The organism is Flavobacterium panici, from assembly GCF_024499525.1.
GTDB classification, from domain to species: domain Bacteria; phylum Bacteroidota; class Bacteroidia; order Flavobacteriales; family Flavobacteriaceae; genus Flavobacterium; species Flavobacterium panici.
This window is the reverse complement of record NZ_CP100437.1, coordinates 4820107-4840431: the sequence shown is the minus strand read 5'-3', so window position 1 is coordinate 4840431 and position 20325 is coordinate 4820107. Positions and strand designations below refer to the sequence as shown.

The following is a 20325-nucleotide window of genomic DNA, read 5'->3' as shown; positions in this document are numbered from 1 at the left end:
AAAAAATAGTTTGGTTAAAGCCTAAGATGTTGAAGAATGTAACCTCCAGCTAAAGCTGGAGGCAATTGAAAAATAAAAATATCCGCAGATTAATAATCTTTTTTAATCCATTTAATCTGTGGCAAAAAAAATATAGAAATGAAAAGATCAATTATTGTATTAGTAGCGATTTTAGCCAGTTTTCAAATCAATGCCAAAATCAAATTACCAGCTTTGTTTACTGATAACATGATGTTGCAGCAAAAATCAAATGCGCCAATTTGGGGCTGGGCAGAAAAGAACGCTAACATTGTAATCAAAACGTCATGGAATTCTAAAATCTATAAAGTAAAAGCAGACAATTCAGGTAAATGGAAAACAGAATTACAAACGCCATCATTTGGCGGGCCATTTGTAATTGAAGTTTCAGAAGGAACTGAAAAAGTGACCATCAAAAATATTTTGATTGGTGAAGTTTGGTTGTGTTCAGGACAATCCAATATGGAAATGCCATTGAAAGGATTTCAAGGACAGCCCGTTAGAAATGGAAATGAAATTATCGTAAGATCAGCAAATAAAAACATTCGGATAATCACCATTCCGCGTGCTACTGTTTTAGAACCTTTGCAGGATTTTGAAGGAAAATGGGAAGTAGCTTCTCCAAAATCAACTTCAAATTTTAGTGCAACGGCTTGGTATTTTGGTTCACTTTTGCAAGAAGTTTTAGACGTTCCGGTTGGATTAATTCATGTTTCGTACGGAGGTTCAAGTATGGAAGCGTGGATGAATCAGGAAATGCTGAAAGATTTTACAAGTGCTAAAATTCCGACTACAAAAGAAGAATTGGCAAAAGATCCAAATCGTGTTCCGACGACTTTATTTAACGGAATGCTTTCGCCTGTAATTGGTTATGGAATAAAAGGCTGTATTTGGTATCAGGGAGAATCGAATTATGAAAGAGCTTCTGAGTATACTTCTCTGATGAAAAAAATGGTTTCAAGTTGGAGAGCTTTATGGAAACAAGGCGATTTTCCTTTTTACTATGCTCAGATTGCACCGTTTAATTATGCTTCTTTTCATCCAAAAGATTATTTAGAAAAATACAATTCGGCTTATATAAGAGAAGCGCAGTTGAAAGCTTCAAAGGAAATTCCGAATTCAGGAATGGCTGTTTTAATGGATGTTGGTGAAGAAAATAATATTCATCCAATGGATAAAGAAAAAGGAGGGAATAGATTAGCTTTTCAGGCTTTGGCAAGAACGTACGGAATTGAAGGTTTTGAATTTGAAAGTCCGAAATATAAATCTATGGAAATAAAAGACGGTTCGGTTACGGTTTCTTTTGATGATGTTGCAAACGGAATTACATCTTATGACAAAGAGGTTTTAGGTTTTGAAATAGCAGGAGAAGACAAAGTTTTTTATCCCGCAAAAACGGTTTTAAGAAGGAAATCAGTTGTTCTGACTTCAGATAAAGTTAAAAATCCAGTTGCTGTTCGCTATTTATGGAAAGATTTTGCAAAAGCGGAATTGTTTAGTGCAGGCGGTTTGCCGATTTCTTCGTTTAGAACGGATGAATGGTAATATACGGAAGCTCCTGCAAGGTTTTCAAAACCTTGTAGGTGTCTGATTGACTGTCAACTTAAAAAAAATATACCTACAAGGTTTTGGAAACCTTGCAGGAAAGAAAACGATGAAAAATAATATAATATTTATACTTCTCTTCACAACGCTTTGTATCAAAGCGCAAATTCCTGCGCTCGATAATTATAATCAGGTTTGGAATACGCAGAGCAGCAATTCATCAGAATCTATGCCTTTGGGAGGCGGAGATATTGGTATGAATGTCTGGGTTGAAAATGGCGATTTGTATTTTTATTTTTTACGAAGCGGAACTTTTGATGAACATAATACTTTATTAAAATTAGGTCGGGTAAAAGTGACTTTAAGTCCGAATCCTTTTGCCGGAAAAGAAGGTTTTCATCAGGAATTAAAACTCAAAGACGGATATATCTTAATAGGGCAGAATGACACTAAAATCAAACTCTGGGTAGATGTTTTTAAACCAATAATCCATTTAGATTTAAAAAGTAAAACTTCGCTTAAAATGACGGCATCTTATGAAAACTGGCGTTATAAAAATCGCGATTCAAAAGGAAAAGCTAATAATGCGAATTCTTATAAATGGGCACCTCAGGGGGATATTATTACCTATAAAGATTCCATTTCATTTGAAAATAACGGAATAAAATTCTATCACAGAAACAGAGAAAATACCGTTTTTGATGTAGCGGTTAAACAGCAGAAGATGGAATCGGTAAAAGGGCAAATGCTGAACCCGATTGCGAATTTAACTTTCGGTGGACTTATGACTGGCGATAATCTAAAACCTAATGGAACGTATTTAGGAAAATACCAATCGACAGATTTTAAAGGTTTTACTTTATCAAGTATAAAACCATCTAAAAAGCATTCTTTAGAAATTTATTTAAACACCAGCCAATCTGATTTAAATACTTGGAATACTGGACTGCAGCATCAGATTTCATCCAATAAAAATACTTCAAAACAAGCAGAAAAAAACACTATAAAATGGTGGAATGATTTCTGGAACCGCAGTTTTATTTTTACTCAAAAAAATCAATCGATTGAGAAAGATTCGGTTTATCAAATTGGACAGAATTATCAGTTGTTTCGATATATGTTAGGATGCAATGCGTATGGAAAATATCCAACAAAATTCAACGGCGGATTATTTACGGTTGATCCTGTTTTTACTAATGCAGCTTTAGATTTTACACCCGATTTCAGGAATTGGGGCGGAGGAACGATGACGGCTCAAAACCAGCGATTGGTTTATTTCCCGATGGTAAAAAGCGGTGATTTTGATATGATGAAATCGAAGCTGGATTATTATTTGAGTTTACAGAAAAATGCTGAGTTAAGAAGCAAAGTTTACTGGAACCATAACGGTGCATCTTTCACCGAACAATTAGAAAATTTCGGATTGCCAAATCCAGCAGAATACGAATGGAAACGCCCCGCAGATTACGATCCGGGAATGGAATACAATGCATGGCTGGAATATGAATGGGATACGGTATTTGAATTCTGTCAAATGATGTTACAGCAAAAACAATACGCAGGGGAAGATATTCAGAAATACAATTCGTTTATTATAAGCTGTCTTCGATTTTTTGATGAGCATTATCAATATCTGGCGAAACAGCGAGGAAGAAAAGCTTTGGACGGAAATGGAAAATTAATTTTATATCCGGGTTCGGGCGCTGAAACTTATAAAATGGCGTATAATTCTAATAGTACAATTTCGGCTTTACAAGTTATTACAGATAATCTTTTAGAACTTTCTTCGGAACAATTATCAAAAGAAGAATTAGAATATGTAAAAGGATTTCAAACGAGAATTCCGCCTTTAAACTTCGGAGAAATCGATAATAATAAAGTATTAGTTCCGGCAAAATCTTGGGAAAGAGTTAATAATTCTGAGGTGCCGCAATTGTATCCTGTTTATCCTTGGGGGATTTATGGCATTGGAAAACCTGATTTAGAAACCGCGTTAAATACATGGAAATACGACTCTGATGCTTTAAAATTCAGAAGTCATATTGGATGGAAACAAGATAATATTTTTTCGGCTCGTTTGGGTTTAACCGAAGAAGCAGCAAAATATAATACTTTAAAAATGGCGAATTCAGAACGACGTTTCCCTGCATTTTGGGGTCCGGGATTTGACTGGGTTCCAGATCATAATTGGGGCGGATCGGGAATGATTGGCATGCAGGAAATGCTTTTACAGGAAACGGATGGGAAAATTTATCTTTTTCCTGCATGGCCAAAAGATTGGAATGTTCATTTCAAATTACATGCAAAACAAAATACTACAATTGAAGCCGAACTTCTAAATGGAGAATTGAAGTTTTTAAAAGTAATTCCGGAACAAAGGAAAAAAGACATTATAAATCTGTTAGGAATTTCAATAGAAAAAAAGAAAAAATTAAACTAACTAACTATTACCAAATAAAATGATTAAGAAATTACTAAGTGCTGCAGTTTTGTCTATGCTTTTGACAGCAAACGGACAAGCACAATCAGTTCAAAATACTGATAAACAAATTGTAAAAGTAGACTTCGATTTTTTTCAAAGAAAATTGGAAGAAGTTCATGATGTAAGTTATGATTCCTGGGTTGTCAGCGATCAAAAAGAAGCCGAAAAAACGTTTAATAATGTAGCATTTAAACTAAAAGGAAACTTTACCTCAAAATGGTATAAAGTGGGGATGAACGCTCCGTTTTATAATAAATTAGGAAGCGACGGTTTGGTTACGGCTGAAAATTTAGAAATGAAAATCAGCGGATTAAAAGCGGGAAAACACACGCTTTTGACTTTTCATAATACTTTTGATGTAATTACAGGAAAAACTTTTTCGCCTATAAAAATATATGTAAACGGAAAGTTTGAGCAGACTGTAAATGCAAGCCAAAGAGCCAATGCTAAAATTGATGCAGCGATGGCGTATATCACTTTTAATGCAGAAGCAGGCAAAGATGTAATTGTTCGTTTTGAGATTGATCCAGCTTCAAATCCAGAAGTTATAAAACAGATTGTAATCAATGGTTTTGAAATTGATACGCCAAACTTGATGAATCAGGCGCGTACTCCGGAACCAAGAAACAGAGACGAACATGTTGAAGTAAGTAAAAATTTGATTTTAAAATGGGATGCTGTAAAAAATGTGGCATTTCATAAGTTGTATTTTGGGGAAGATAAAAATGCGGTAGAGAATGCAACAGAATCTTCAAAAGAATTTAAAGGAAAATTGACTGATAAATCATATTCAGTTTCTGATTTATATTCAGGAACAACTTATTACTGGAGAGTGGATGAAGTAGATAATAATGGTCAGGTAACTTTAGGAAATGTTTGGTCGTTTAAACCTGCACAATTGGCTTTTCCGGGAGCAGAAGGTTACGGACGTTATGCTGTGGGAGGACGCGGCGGAAAAGTAATTGAAGTAACAAACTTAAATGACGATGGACCGGGAAGCTTACGTGATGCAATCAATCAGGAAATTGGACCGAGAACAATTGTTTTTAATGTTTCGGGAAATATAAAACTGGCTTCGAGATTAGTGGCAAATCAGCCTTATATTACTATTGCAGGACAAACTGCTCCGGGAGAAGGAATTACGATCAGCAGAGCGCCAATTGGATTAACAGGAAATGATGGCGTTGTCCGATTTTTAAAAGTGAGAATTGGCGGCGGAACTACTTATGACGGAATGGGATTAACGGGTGCTGATTACAGTATTATTGATCATTGTTCTATCAGCTGGACAATTGATGAATCTTTTAGTTCGCGTGGTGCGCATCATATTTCTTTACAAAGAACTTTAATTTCTGAAGCTTTGAATGTCGCTGGACATGATAAATATGAAGTTGGGAAAATGCACGGATTTGCGGCTACAATTGGCGGTGATATTGGAAGTTTTCATCACAATTTACTGGCTCATAATTACGGAAGAAACTGGAGTATTGGTGGTGGTTTAAACGGAGATGGTTATTATACAGGAAGATTGGATATTACAAATAATGTGGTTTACAATTGGGGACAAAGAACTACAGACGGTGGTGCAAACGAGGTAAATTTTGTAAATAATTATTACAAACCGGGCGCTTCGACTAAAATATTTGTAGCGTTAAATGCGCAGCACGAAGGAGTTGGAAAAGGAATGCAGCGTTATTATTTCAACGGTAATATAATGCCAGGTTATTTTGATGAGAAATCTCAGGAAAAAGGGAGAAAATCTACTATAAGCCATAATGAGAAAGTAGAATATGAAACATTTGTTGACAAGCCATTTTTTCCTTCTTATATAGAAACACAATCGGCGAAAGCGGCCTATAAAAATGTACTTTCAGATGTTGGTGCAAATCAGCCGTTTTTTGATAAACATGATAACAGAATTATTGATGAAACTTTAAAAGGAACGTTTAGTTTTAAAGGAAGCAAAAGTGGTTTAGGTGGAATGATAGATAATGAACAAGATGCAGGCGGATGGCCAAATTTCGCTTCAGAAACGCGTCCGGCAGATTGGGATACAGATCACGATGGATTACCAAACTGGTGGGAAAAAGCTTTTGGCTTAAATGAAAATTCAAAAGCGGGAGATTTTTCAGATGCTAATCAAGATACAGATAAAGACGGTTTTACGCAGTTGGATAATTATTTAGATTGGCTTGCTCAGCCTCATTATTTTGTAAATTCAGGAGAGAAGAAAGTTTTAAACGCTGCGGATTATTTCAAAGGTTATGAAAATAAACCGGCGTATACTTTCTCTGATCTTAAAAATGGAAAAGTGGTTTTAAAAGGAAAGGAAATTGAGTTTACAACCGTTGAAAAAGGATTCGCTTCTTTCGTCCTAACCGTAAAAGATACAGACGGAGATTCAATGAGCAGAACGATTAATTTCTTTGTAAAATAGAAAAGAGTCTGCCACGAATTACACGAATTTTCACTAATTTTTTACGCAGTATAGTAAAAAACAATTCGCGGAAATTCGTGTAATTCGTGGCAAAATAAAAATCCGTATAAATCCGCGTTTTGCCAAAGGCAATCCGTGTCATCAGCGTTACAAATTCATCACAATAAGAAAAAATGAAAAAGAACATCATCATCTCAAGTTTGTTTCTTTCAACCGTAATCTTTGCACAGAATAAAGGTTTGGTTGCGAATTCAGAAAGCCCGTATTCAAAACTGCAAAGTGTAGGTTTGCAAGATGTAAAATGGACAAATGGTTTCTGGAAAGAACAATTTGATATAGAAACCAAAAATACATTGCCGTATATGTGGGATTTGTATCATAATGAAACTTCGCATGCTTACAAAAACTTCGAAATTGCAGCAGGTTTAAGCAAAGGAACTTTCAAAGGACCTTCATTTCATGATGGTGATTTCTATAAGATTTTTGAAGGAATGGCAGCAACGTATGCCGTTACAAAAGATAAAAAACTGGATGCCGAAATGGATAAAGCCATTGCGCTTTTTGCAAAAGTACAACGCAAAGATGGTTATATTCATACCCCCGTTTTAATCGACGAACGCTGGGGAACTTTAGGCCCGGAAGAAGTAAAAAAACAATTGGGTTTTGAGAAATACAATATGGGACATTTAATGACTGCAGCTTGCATTCATTATCGTGCTACAGGAAAAACAAACTTTTTGAATATTGCAAAAGGTGTTGCCGATTTCTTGTATGATTTCTACAAAAAAGCTTCACCAGAATTAGCTCGAAATGCGATTTGTCCATCACATTATATGGGAATTGTCGAAATGTACAGAACGACTAAAAATCCAAAATATCTGGAATTAGCCAATAATTTAATTGACATTAGAGGAACCACAAATGACGGAACCGATGATAATCAGGATCGAATTCCATTTAGACAACAGACAACTGCAATGGGTCACGCTGTAAGAGCGAACTACCTATACGCCGGAGTTGCAGATTTATATGCAGAAACGGGAGAAAAGAAATTATTAGACAATTTAGAATCCATTTGGGATGATATAACGTATCGAAAAATGTACATTACAGGAGGTTGCGGATCTTTATACGATGGAGTTTCGCCGGACGGAACGTCTTATAATCCTGCCGATGTACAAAAAATTCACCAAGCATACGGAAGGCCTTTTCAATTGCCAAATGCAACGGCTCATACGGAAACCTGTGCCAATATTGGAAATGTGTTATGGAACTGGAGAATGCTTCAAATTACGGGCGATGCCAAATATGCTGATATTGTAGAATTGGCATTATACAACAGCGTTCTTTCTGGAATGGATTTAGAGGGAGAAAAATTCCTGTATAACAATCCGCTGAATGTTTCTAATGATTTACCATTTCACCAACGTTGGGGAAATGAACGTGAAGGCTATATTGCATTATCAAACTGCTGTGCGCCAAACGTAACGAGAACAGTTGCTGAAATAGGAAATTATGCTTACAATATTTCGAAAGAAGGTTTGTATGTCAATTTATATGGAAGTAATCAATTGAAAACAAAATCTTTAAATGGAGAAGAAATCGAAATTGAACAGCAAACCAATTATCCTTGGGACGGAAAAATAACCTTGAAAATCGTAAAAGCTCCAAAAGATTTACAAAATTTCTTTTTAAGAATTCCAGGTTGGAGTCAGAATGCTTCGATTTCAGTTAATAATTCAAAAATTATTGATAAAATCGTTTCTGGAACTTATCTGAAATTAAACCAAAAATGGAAAAAAGGAGATGTAATTGAATTGAATCTCCCGATGCCAGTTGAATTAATGGAAGCTAATCCGTTGGTGGAAGAAGTTAAAAATCAGGTTGCTGTAAAAAGAGGACCTTTGGTATATTGCTTAGAATCAGACCAACTTCCTGCGAAAATAAGCGTAAATGATGTGGCTTTGAATTTGAAATCAAATTTTGCGACCAACAATTTCACATTGAACAATAGAAACTTAGTAAGCATTGATGCGGAAGCCGTTATAAATTCGAATAATTCATGGAATAAATCTTTGTACAAACCACTTTCTTCTAAAGATGCAACGGCTGTACAAGTTAAATTGATTCCGTATTTTGCATGGGGAAATAAAGGAAAAGGAGAAATGACGGTTTGGATGTCGCATTAAAATTATATATAGATTCCTGTTTTTTCGTAGAGACGCACCGCAGTGCGTCTAACGTAACGTAGCCACAATGTTTGATATACATGGCGTAGACGCACTGCGGTGCGTCTCTACAGATAAACTTTGTCTAAAAATCCTAACATTAAATACTATGAAACATATTCTGTTTTTATTTCTAATAACACTTTCAATATCAGCCCAAACACTAGATAATAAATTGATATTAACCGTTGCTCAAGATGGTTCTGGAGATTTTAAAACCATTCAGGAAGCGGTAAATAATGTCAAGGACAATTCAGAAAAACGAGTTGTAATAACAATTAAGCCAGGAAAGTATGTTGAAAAATTGGAAATTCCAGCTTCAAAACCATTCATTACTTTAAAAGGTCTTGACCGAAATAAAACCATTATTTCATTTGACGATTATTCGGGAAAACCGCTTCGTGAAAATGATCTGTCTGGAAAGAAGACTTTTGGAACTTCAACTTCGTATTCTTTCTTGATTAAAGGAAATGACTGTACACTTGAAAATCTTACCATTGAAAACACAGCAGGAAGAGTAGGACAGGCGGTGGCGCTACATATAAAAAGTGATCGGGTTATTGTAAAGAACTGTAATATTTTAGGAAATCAGGATACGTTATTTTTATCACAGGAAAATACCCGCGCTTATTTTGAAAACTGTTTTATAAATGGTACAACCGATTTTATCTTCGGAGCGGCAACAGCTTATTTTTATAAATGTACAATTGAAAGTTTAGCGAATTCCTATATTACAGCCGCTTCAACTCCGCAAGGTCAGGCATATGGATTTGTTTTAACAGATTGTAAACTTACTGCAAAGGACAAATCGGTAGATAAAGTTTTTTTAGGAAGACCGTGGAGACCTTATGCACAAACGGTTTTTATAAACACAGATATTGGTTCGCATATCATACCAGAAGGCTGGAACGCATGGATTGATACCAGATTTCCTGATAAAGATAAAACAGCTTATTATGCAGAATACGGCAGTAAAGGTTCTAGCGCAAAAGATTTGTCACAACGAGTATCCTGGTCGCATCAGTTGAAAAAAGGGGATATTAAAAAATACAATCGAGATTTGGTTTTAAATGGATGGAATCCAAATAAATAATGATCAGTTTTAGGACTATAGGTTTTTTTTAGATTTTGTATCAAAAAAAGCACTTCGATTTTTTTATTGGTCAGATTTTACGTTTAAAAAAAATATTTTTTTAGTAAAATTTTAAGGAATGTTTTGTAAAGCGAAAACGTTTTCAGGTTGTAAGATTTCTACTTTAAAAAATGGCTTTTCTTTAAAAAGAGAAGCCATTTTTTCGTTTAATAATGCTAAACTTAACTCATTAAATAACAGTATTTCAGTACCTGATTTTGCAGAAAAAACAGCTATTTTTTGTTTTTAATGCTAATTCTTCTGTATTTGTTTTAAAAGCAGTTCTTCTATTTAATTATACTCAAACTTATTACTCGTTTTTTCTATTTTGTCTATTTTTTCCTTCTTTTTTTTATTAATATTGTTTTTTTGAGTTAGTTTTTTTTAGATAATGCCAGTAAAGCAGGATAGAACAGGACGGTTCTAATTCGTCATCGTTATATTTTTGGTATACAAAATAAATGTGTTTTTAACATTTAATTTAAAGCCTATTAAACTTTTTTTAATTTTTGATATCTTTAAGTGAAACACATTTAACATGACTAACTAACACTAAATAAAACCTAACCAAAACAAAAACATTTATGAAACAAGCACTTTTAAAGAGATGTAGCTTTCTTTTGTTTACACTGATGAGTGTGATGAGTTATGCTCAAAACTCAAATCTAGTTACAGTAACAGGAACTGTGACTGATCATGTGTCTGGTTTACTTCCAGGAGTAAACGTAACAGAGAAATCTACAAAGAATAATGTTACGACAGATTTTAATGGTCAATTTCAAATTAAAGTTAAGCCAAATGCAACTTTAGTTTTTTCTTTTATCGGAATGAGAAAACAAGAAGTAGCAATTGGAACACGTACAACTGTAAATGTTAAACTAACAGAAGATTCAAACGAATTACAGAATATTGTTGTAGTTGGATATGGTTCTCAGAAAAAAGAGAAACTTACAGGAGCTATTGCTACAATTAATGCAACAGATATTCAGGAGCTTCCGGTGTCAAATTTATCAGATGCCTTAAGAGGTTTAGTGCCTGGTTTGAGCGTTATAGATGGAGGCGGGCGTCCAGGCGATGCAGGGTCAATCGAAATTCGTCAAACTTATGGTTTCTCAAAAGATGGTAGTTCAAAAACACCATTAATTGTAATTGATGATATGATTCAGGTAGATCCTGTTACAGGTAGAGCTTCTTTGGAAGCATTTAATAGATTAGATCCTTCAGAGATAGAAAGCATGACTGTTTTGAAAGATGCTTCAGCTGCAATTTATGGATCTCGTGCATCTCAAGGAGCAATTGTTATTAAAACTAAAAGAGGAAAAAGCGGTGTGCCTTCATTTTCATATTTTAGTCAGTTTGCTGTAAACGATGCTGTTAGTCACAGTAAAACGATGAGTGCATATGACTATGGTGTTTTTTCTAATAGATTTTTTACTGGAGGAAATAATATTGGTACTAATGGATCATACCTTTTTACTCCAGCAGAATTAGAAGAAATGAAAGGATTGAATTATGACTGGTTAGAAGAAGCATGGAAGCCTGCAATACAGCAAAAACATACTTTAAGTGTAAATGGCGGTACAGAAAAAGCAACTTATTTTGCTGGGATCAATTACTTTACGCAAGGAGCAAATTTAGGAAAGCAAGATTATAATAAATGGAATTTCCGTACGGGTATGACAGCAAAAATCTCAAGTTCTTTAGATTTTTCTGCAGCAGTTTCCGGAAATTCAGGTGATATTGAAAAATCATTTACTAAAGCTTCATCTGGTATTAATGATAGTAGTTATGCTTCTGCATCAGGTGGAGAACAGGCAGATTACGGATTTTTGCTTCATATGCCAAAATATATTCCGTGGGAAACTGTTGTAGATGGCAAGGAGTATTATATGTCACCATTTGCTCGTACAGATCGTACATTAGGTAGTGCAAATGCAAATAATACAATTGCAGGATATAATTATTTTGCTTCCATAAATAATGGTTCTAAACAAATTTCAAGTGATTTTTCTTATAATGTAAATATGTCACTTAACTGGAAAGTTCCATTTATTAAAGGATTGTCTATTAAAGGAACTTATTCAAGAACACAAAATTCAGAAAGTACAGAGCAAGTACAATTACCATACGATTTGGCAAGAATAATGGGGTATGAAAAATTAGACAGCCATTTAGCTAGTGCAGCATTGCCAACAACTACAAATAATGGAGTTGATAATTATTATGTAATTGAAACTAATACTCGTAGTTCAAGAGTATACTATGATAGTTTTAATTCTAAAGCTATGCAAGCCAACTTTTTTATAGATTACAATAGAACATTTGATAACCATGAAATAGGTGCTATGTTCTCTGTAGAACGTTCAGAAACAGAATTCAACAGCACGCGTTTAGCATTTGAAAATACAGGTAAAGATTATGCAGGTTCTTACCAAACTGCAGGTACCTTAACTACAAATTCAACGGCATTAAAAGGAGAGCAAGGAACTTTGTCTTATTTAGGACGTGTTAATTATAGCTATAAATCACGATATATGCTTCAGTTCCTTTTTAGAAGTGATGCATCTACAAAATTTGCACCAGAAAACTATTGGGGATTCTTCCCTTCACTGCAAGCAGGATGGATTGTTTCAAAAGAAGACTGGTTTACTAATAACGTATCATGGATAGATTTTCTTAAGGTGCGTTATTCAATTGGAAAAACAGGAAATGATAACATTAATCCGTGGAGATGGATGAAATTGTATGATGTAAATGCAGACAAAGGATTTCAGTTTGGATCAAACGGAGGAATGTTAGGAGGATCTGTAACACCTAGAGTAGAACCAAACAGAAATGTAGGATGGGATGCGACTGTAAAAAATAACTTGGGTATTGATTTAGCGGTATTAAAAAACAGATTGTCTTTAACAGCTGATTTTTACTATGATAAGTCTAAAAACATGTTAACAGGTATGGCTGGTGTAGTTGGTGTACCAATTTCTGTAGGTGGAGGATTCGCTGAAGAAAATTACGCAGCGGTTGATTCTTGGGGAGCAGAGTTTAGCTTGGCATGGAAAGATAAGATTAATAAAGACTTTAATTATAATGTTGGCGTAAACTTTGGTTTATCTGATAATGAAATTAAGAAATATCCTGAACCAGCTTTAATGCATCCATCTAATAACCTGACACAAGCCGGTCAGTCTACATTTTTCCCACAATGGGGATTCAGAACATGGAAAGGAACTTCAACAGGAGATGGTATCTTACGTACAGATGAAGATGTTACTAACTACTGGAATTATTTAACAGCAAATGCAGCAGCAGTTGGTGGGGCACCAAATTACATGGGAATTTCTTCTGTATCAAATATGAGACGAGGAATGCTTGCTTACGAAGATGCCGGAGGACAGTTTAATGATAAAGACGGTACTCAGGCAGGGCCAAACGGGCAAATTCAAAAAAATGAAGACTACGTAAAATTGGTTAACAAAAACAGAACTTACGGATTTACTACAAATTTAGGAGCAAGATATAAATCGTTTTTCTTCAAAACACAAATTGCTACATCTTGGGGAGGTTATCGCGCTATAGATGTTGTAAAACAAGGAACAGGATCTACTCATAATATGTGGGCACGTGAAACTTTTTGGAATGATATGTATGCAGATGACAATCCAAATGGAAAATATCCAAATTTAGCTAATCAGGATTATATTGCTGTTCCATCTGATTTCTGGCAGTTAGATACATTCCGTTGTACAGTAAGAAACTTAACATTAGGGTTTGACATGCCAAAAGAGATTTTAGATAAAGTTAAAATTGCAAAATGGTCAATTGGTGTAACGGGTAATAATCTTTGGGATTTATATAACCCTTATCCAGATCACTACCGTAATATGTACGATAGTTCTTCTGAGAATTATCCAACATTAAGAACATGGGCCGTTACATTTAATATTACATTCTAATTTAATTAATACTAAAGATGAAACTAAAAATTAATAAATATATAACTTTAGCACTTGTTGCAGTGTTAAGTGCTTCTTGTAGTGATAGTTTTTTGGAAGAAAAGAAAAATTACGGAAGTGTAGATGATTCATTTTATGAAAGCCAGGAAAAAGCTAACTGGTATGTTAATAATGTTTACTTTGATTATTATTCTGCTTTTAAGTCTCCTAACCAAAGTTTAGTTGGGTCTTTTACAGATGTATATTCTAAAATGACCGAAGAAATAGGAGGAATACAGCCCCTTATTAATCCAACAATTACGTATGTAAATGCAGCTGATGGATCTGGTTATTACGGAGGAAAATTGGAAGACAAAATTAATAATGTTCCTTATAACAGAATTAGAGACTGTAACTCTTTTATTAGGGATATAGATGTAAAAGGAGCTAATTTAGACAAAACATTTCGCGATCAGGCAAAAGGGCAGTTATATTATTTACGCGCTGTTCAGTACTTTGATTTGATGAAAGTATATGGAGGTGTTCCAATTGTTACAGAAGTTCAGACTCCAAATTCAGAAAACGAAGAAATTAAAGTACCTAGAGCTACAGTAACTCAAGTTGTAGAGCAAATCGTAAAAGATTTAGATATGGCGGCAAGTTTATTGCCTCCAAATTGGACAGGCGAATATGGACGTGTTACAAAAGGTGCAGCTTTAGCAGTAAAATCTAGAGTATTGTTAACATATGCAAGTCCATTATTTAATAAAAACTGGGATAATTCTAACGAACGTTGGGAAGCAGCATTAAAAGCTGGTTTAGAAGCTGAAACGGCATTAACAGCAGCAGGCTATGGACTTTATGGAAACTCAGCCAAAGACTGGCAGAATATGTTTGCCCTTGGCGGTAATGCTTTCTGTTCTGAAGCGATTACAACACAGCTTTTAACAGTTACTAATAGTAATGTAGCAATGAATAACTCTTGGGAAAAGGCTATTCGCCCAATAAGCCAGGGTGGAACAGGTTCTCTTGAAGCCCCTAAAGAAATGATTGATTTATTTCCTATGGATAATGGTGCAAGACCAACAACTGCAAATGGTTATAATTCATTTCTTTTCTTCATGAAACGTGACCCAAGATTTTACAGAACATTTGCTTTTTCTGGAGTTAAATGGGATTATAAAGAAAGTGCAAAACCAGTTGTTTGGGCTTATCGTTGGTTAGACGGTTCAAATAAATCTTACTATAGCGATTCAAACAATGAGACAAGTCCAGCTTTAGTTAGAAAAATGACAGATGTAACGGCTACTAATGCAAGTAGTTTTCAATATTCTGGAAATGATATTTTAGAATATCGTTATGCAGAATTATTATTGAATATTGCTGAATGTTATGCTGCATTAGGACAAACAGGTAATGCTACAGCTTATTTAGGAAGAATTAGAAAAAGAGTAGGTATCAGTGCTACAAATAATTACGGAATAGGAACACTATCAGATAAATATGCAGCAATAGAAGCCGTATTATACGAAAGAAGAGTTGAGTTAGCTTACGAAGGAAAACGTTTTTGGGATATTCAACGCTGGATGCTTTATGATAACGCTACAGTTTCGGGAACGACTAGCGGAAGTACTATTACTAAATTAGGGTTACAGCCAATAAATGGTACACAAAGAACAGGAAACTATTTGCAATATAAAAATACAGCAACAAACGCAGATCCTTTAGCAGCAGCTCGTGCAAGTATTTCAGCAGATCCGGATTCAGCTAATTTCCAAACACAGTTAACAGCTTTAGCAACATTCTATACAGATAACTTCGTATTTGTAGCGCCGCCAACTCCTATGGATAATGTTAATAATGCAGCGGTTAAAATTAAATTTAATCCGAACTATTACATTATGGGATTACAAAATACAGTTTTATCACAAAACCCTTGGTTGAAACAAACAGTCGGTTGGAAAGATGCTTCTGGTGGTGATGGAGATTATAATTATCAAGAATAAGATAAGCACGATGAATTGCCCTAAATCATTAAGCATATCTAATAATAAAAAACAAAATTAAACATGACAAACCTTCACCTGTATTCTACTTAGATGCAGGTGATTTGTTTAAACAGAATTACCAAAATCAAAATTAACATGAAAAATTCCGCATTATTTATCTTGACACTCCTGTTTTTGGGAAATGCAAAATGTTTCGCTCAGTATCCAAAACTAAGTGCAGAAGTTCAGGCGCAGGAAAAAGCTATTAAAGACGAAGCAAACAGACTTTCTGATGAAGCTTGGACGAAAGCTTTAGTAGTTATTGAAGAAGAAGCAAAACACGGCAAACCATACATTCCGTGGGCATCTCGACCAAATGATTTACCTCAGGCAGAAATTCCTGCTTTCCCGGGTGCAGAAGGAGGAGGAATGTTCACTTTTGGAGGTCGCGGCGGAAAAGTGTACACGGTAACAAGTTTAGAAGACCGCGGACCAGGAACGCTTCGTGATGCATGTGAACAAGGAGGAGCAAGAATAATAGTATTTAATGTTTCAGGAATTATCAGAATCAAAAGTCCATTAATTATTCGTGCACCATATATTACGATTGCAGGACAAACAGCTCCCGGAGACGGAATTTGTGTTGCCGGAGAATCAGTTTGGATTGATACACACGACGTAATTATCAGACACATGCGTTTCCGCAGAGGAGAAACTTTCGTTGGGCGTCGTGATGATGCAATTGGAGGAAATCCTGTTGGAAACATTATGATCGACCACGTATCAGCAACTTGGGGATTAGACGAAAATATGTCAATTTACAGACACATTTACAGCCCGGGCCCAGGCTATCCAGATATAAAAGTGGGAACCGTAAATATTACAATCCAAAATAGTTTATTTGGAGAAGCTTTGGATACTTACAACCACGCTTTCGGAAGTACTTTAGGTGGTGAAAACTGCTCATTTATGAGAAACATGTGGGCTAATAATGCAGGAAGAAACCCTTCTATCGGTTGGAACGGAATTTTCAATTTTGTGAACAATGTGGTTTTCAACTGGTACAACAGATCTACAGACGGAGGTGATTACACAGCAAATTACAACATCATCAACAACTTTTACAAACCAGGTCCGGTTACCGATTTATCTCAGCCAATCAGCTATAGAATCTTAAAACCAGAATCAGGAAGAAGTAAATTACCTTATATGGTTTTTGGTAGAGTTTACGCAAACGGAAACGTCATAAACAATAACGAAAAAGTAACAAAAGACAACTGGGACGGCGGAATTCAACTTGAAAATAAAAAAGGAGAATTAATGTCTTATGATGAAGCAAAAGTTTATTTCGATAAAATGAAAGCAGACAAACCTTTCCCAATGCCTTGGTTCAACAAATTCATGACAGCAGAAGAATCGTATGAATTTGTACTTAAAAATGTTGGAGCAACTTTACCAATTAGAGATAAAGTTGACGAAAGAATAGTAAGAACAGTAAAAACAGGAGTTCCTGAATATGCAAAAGGATTAGAGAAAAAAGAATTCTATCAATTCGAACACAGACGTTTACCGATGGATTCTTATAAAAAAGGAATCATTACAGATATTTCTCAAGTTGGAGGATATCCGGAATACAAAGGAAAACCTTATGTAGATACAGATAAAGATGGAATGCCGGATGCATGGGAGAAAAAATACGGATTAAATCCAAACGATCCATCTGATGCACAAGGAGATTTAAACGAAGACGGATATACAAATATTGAAGATTACATCAACGGTGTAAACCCTGCAATAAAAGTAAACTGGAAAGATCTTGCTAATAATAAAGAAACATTAGTTCGACCAATATTAGATTTAAAATAAGAAACATTTTGAAAACATTCTTGTTTCGCAATGAAATGAGAATGTTTTTAAATATTAAAATAGCACGAAAAGATGGCATTAAGAAAATTTAATATCAGTTTTTTAGCATTGGTTTTTGCAGTTTCAGCTTTAAATGCACAGCAGCATATAGATCCCGAATACATCAAAGTAACCAATGAAAGAGCAGCAAAAATCGTTGCCAAATTAGACTTAAAAGATGCTAAAAAAGAAACATCAGTTTCAAATATTATAGCACAGCAATTTAGAGATTTAAGCGAAATTCAGGATGGAAGAGACGCTGAAATCAAAAAAGTGAAAGAAGATACAGGTTTAGCAAAAGAAAAGCAAAACGAAAAGGTTGATAAACTGAAATCAAAAGCAGACGAATCAATTGAAAAACTGCATAAATCTTATCTTAAAAAACTAAGTAAAGAATTATCAGAAGACAAAATTACTGAAGTTAAAAACGGAATGACGTATGGCGTACTCCCAATAACTGTTGCAGGTTATAACGATATGCTTCCAAATTTAACTGCAGAGCAAAAAGATTATATCTACAAAGCTTTAGTAGAAGCCAGAGAACATGCAATGGACGGTGGCTCATCTAAAGAAAAACACGGATGGTTTGGTAAGTACAAAGGGAGAATCAACAACTATTTATCAAAACAAGGTTACGATCTAAACAAGGAAAGTGCTGACTGGCACAAACGTATTGAAGAAAGAGAAAAAAGTAAAGTGAAAGATTCTACTTCAAAAGAATAATACACTATAAACTTTACACCAAAAACTATAAACCTTAGATTATCTTTTCATGCAGACTATCTTCCCAATAACCACATTAAAAAGAACCATGATGATTTTTTCATTTTGTTCTTTCTTTACTTCAGCATATGCACAATATCCGGAAATTCCCAAACCGCTTCAAGACAAAGCCGATGCAATATTGGCCGATGAAGAAAAAAGGTTAGCCGAAATCTGGAAAAATAATTACAGTACAATACAGGCAGAAGCTAAACAAGGAAAACCTTATTTACCTTGGGCATCTTACCCTAAAGATTTTGTTCAGGCAGATATTCCTGCTTTTCCGGGAGCCGAAGGCGGCGGAGCTTTTACACAAGGCGGACGCGGCGGAAAAATATTTGTAGTAACCAGCTTGGAAGACAGCGGAAAAGGAACTTTTCGTGAAGCATGCGAAGCTGTTGGAGCCAGAACAATCGTATTCAATGTTTCTGGAATAATTCAGTTAAAAAAGAGAATCAGCATGCGTGCGCCGTACGTTACAATAGCAGGACAAACTGCTCCGGGCGATGGAATTTGCATAGCAGGAGAAACTTTGGAAATTGATACACACGACGTAATTATCAGACATATGCGTTTCCGTCGTGGAGCAACAGAAGTAACCAGAAGAGATGACGCACTTGGCGGAAATCCAATAGGAAATATAATCGTAGACCATTGCTCTGTAAGCTGGGGATTAGACGAAAATATTTCATTATACAGACATCAGTTTGCGGCAAATGAAAAATCAAAATTAGAAAAACTGCCAGCTTGTAATATTACCATTCAAAACACCATTTCTTCAGAAGGTTTAGATACTTACAATCATGCCTTCGGAAGTACAATTGGCGGATTAAACAGCACGTTTATGCGTAATTTATGGGCCGATAATATTTCAAGAAATGCCTCAATCGGAATGTACGGTGATTTTAATTTCGTAAACAATGTGATTTTCAATTGGTGGAATCGTTCACTTGACGGAGGAGATTATCGTTCAATGTTCAACATTATCAATAATTATTTCAAACCGGGACCAATAACACCAACAGATCAGCCAATTCGTTACAGAATTCTAAAACCGGAATCAGGATATATGAAACCAAAAACATACGGAAGAGCTTATGTTTCTGGAAACTTTATCGTTGGTTCCCCAGAAGTTACAGCCGATAACTGGAATGGTGGTGTACAATTAGAAGACCTTCCTGAAGCAGAAGTAAAATCATATTTAGAATATATCAAACAGCCAAAAGCTTTTACAATGCCTCATATTACGATTATGAAAGCAGAAGAAGCCTATGAATTTGTTTTAAATAATGTGGGAGCAACAATCCCTAAAAGAGATATTGTTGACGAAAGAATCATCAAACAAGTTCGCACAGGAAAAATTGAAGTTAAAGACGGTTTAGAAAACGCAATAGGAAAAGATTTTATTAAAAGAAGATTACCTGCAGACTCTTATAAAAAAGGAATAATTACACATCCTGATCAAGTAGGAGGTTATCCAGTTTACAAAGGAAAAGCCTATAAAGATTCTGATAATGACGGAATTCCAGATGCTTGGGAAAAGAAAAACGGTTTAAACCCGAATGATCCTTCAGACGCCAACAAAGATGCAAACGGCGACGGATACACAAACATCGAGAAATATTTTAACGGAATTGATCCAAACAGTAAAATAGACTGGACAAAAACCGAAAACAATACAGATACATTAGCAAAATCAAAAGGGTTATTGCAATAATGATTTAATCTCAAACAATATATATCCATTTAGTTTGTCATTTCGAGGAACGAGAAATCTCCGCAAGAAACTCCGCAAAGTTTATTAATTTTTGTCGATCCAGCAACGAAGATTTCTCCTTCGTCGAAATGACAAGATTGGAGAAAGTAGGATTTTATAAATTTATTGTTTCTTAAATG

At 35.0% G+C, this 20325-nt stretch carries 10 protein-coding genes; all 10 read left to right on the top strand.

Going from position 1 to position 20325, the window contains the following annotated elements; all coding sequences use genetic code 11:
* Nucleotides 1–138 precede the first annotated feature (138 nt).
* The 10 genes from NLJ00_RS20340 to NLJ00_RS20295 all read left to right on the top strand — a co-directional run bounded on the left by NLJ00_RS20340 (nucleotide 139) and on the right by NLJ00_RS20295 (nucleotide 20146).
* A complete protein-coding gene (locus NLJ00_RS20340) occupies nucleotides 139–1563 on the top strand; it encodes a sialate O-acetylesterase (protein WP_256635176.1) in 1425 nt (474 codons plus the stop codon).
* 109 nt (nucleotides 1564–1672) lie between these two features.
* A complete protein-coding gene (locus tag NLJ00_RS20335; protein WP_256635175.1) occupies nucleotides 1673–4003 on the top strand; it encodes a DUF5703 domain-containing protein in 2331 nt (776 codons plus the stop codon).
* 19 nt (nucleotides 4004–4022) lie between these two features.
* Nucleotides 4023–6482 carry a pectate lyase family protein gene (locus NLJ00_RS20330; RefSeq protein ID WP_256635174.1) on the top strand — a complete coding sequence of 820 codons (2460 nt, stop codon included), beginning with the start codon at nucleotides 4023–4025 and terminating at the stop codon, nucleotides 6480–6482.
* 173 nt (nucleotides 6483–6655) lie between these two features.
* A complete protein-coding gene (locus NLJ00_RS20325) occupies nucleotides 6656–8671 on the top strand; it encodes an aceric acid hydrolase (protein WP_256635173.1) in 2016 nt (671 codons plus the stop codon).
* A 148-nt stretch (nucleotides 8672–8819) separates the two neighbouring features.
* The gene (locus NLJ00_RS20320) at nucleotides 8820–9803 is read left to right on the top strand and encodes a pectinesterase family protein (RefSeq protein WP_256635172.1); all 984 of its coding nucleotides are present in this window, start codon (nucleotides 8820–8822) and stop codon (nucleotides 9801–9803) included.
* Nucleotides 9804–10426: 623 nt separating this feature from the next.
* A complete protein-coding gene (locus tag NLJ00_RS20315; protein WP_256635171.1) occupies nucleotides 10427–13795 on the top strand; it encodes a SusC/RagA family TonB-linked outer membrane protein in 3369 nt (1122 codons plus the stop codon).
* Between the two features lie 17 nt (nucleotides 13796–13812).
* Nucleotides 13813–15780 (top strand): RagB/SusD family nutrient uptake outer membrane protein, encoded by a 1968-nt coding sequence (locus tag NLJ00_RS20310; RefSeq protein ID WP_256635170.1) that lies wholly within the window; start codon nucleotides 13813–13815, stop codon nucleotides 15778–15780.
* A gap of 138 nt (nucleotides 15781–15918) precedes the next feature.
* A complete protein-coding gene (locus NLJ00_RS20305; RefSeq protein ID WP_256635169.1) occupies nucleotides 15919–17628 on the top strand; it encodes a polysaccharide lyase in 1710 nt (569 codons plus the stop codon).
* A gap of 72 nt (nucleotides 17629–17700) precedes the next feature.
* A complete protein-coding gene (locus NLJ00_RS20300) occupies nucleotides 17701–18390 on the top strand; it encodes a DUF3826 domain-containing protein (RefSeq protein ID WP_256635168.1) in 690 nt (229 codons plus the stop codon).
* A 49-nt stretch (nucleotides 18391–18439) separates the two neighbouring features.
* The gene (locus NLJ00_RS20295; protein WP_256635167.1) at nucleotides 18440–20146 is read left to right on the top strand and encodes a polysaccharide lyase; all 1707 of its coding nucleotides are present in this window, start codon (nucleotides 18440–18442) and stop codon (nucleotides 20144–20146) included.
* The last annotated feature ends 179 nt before the right edge of the window (nucleotides 20147–20325 follow it).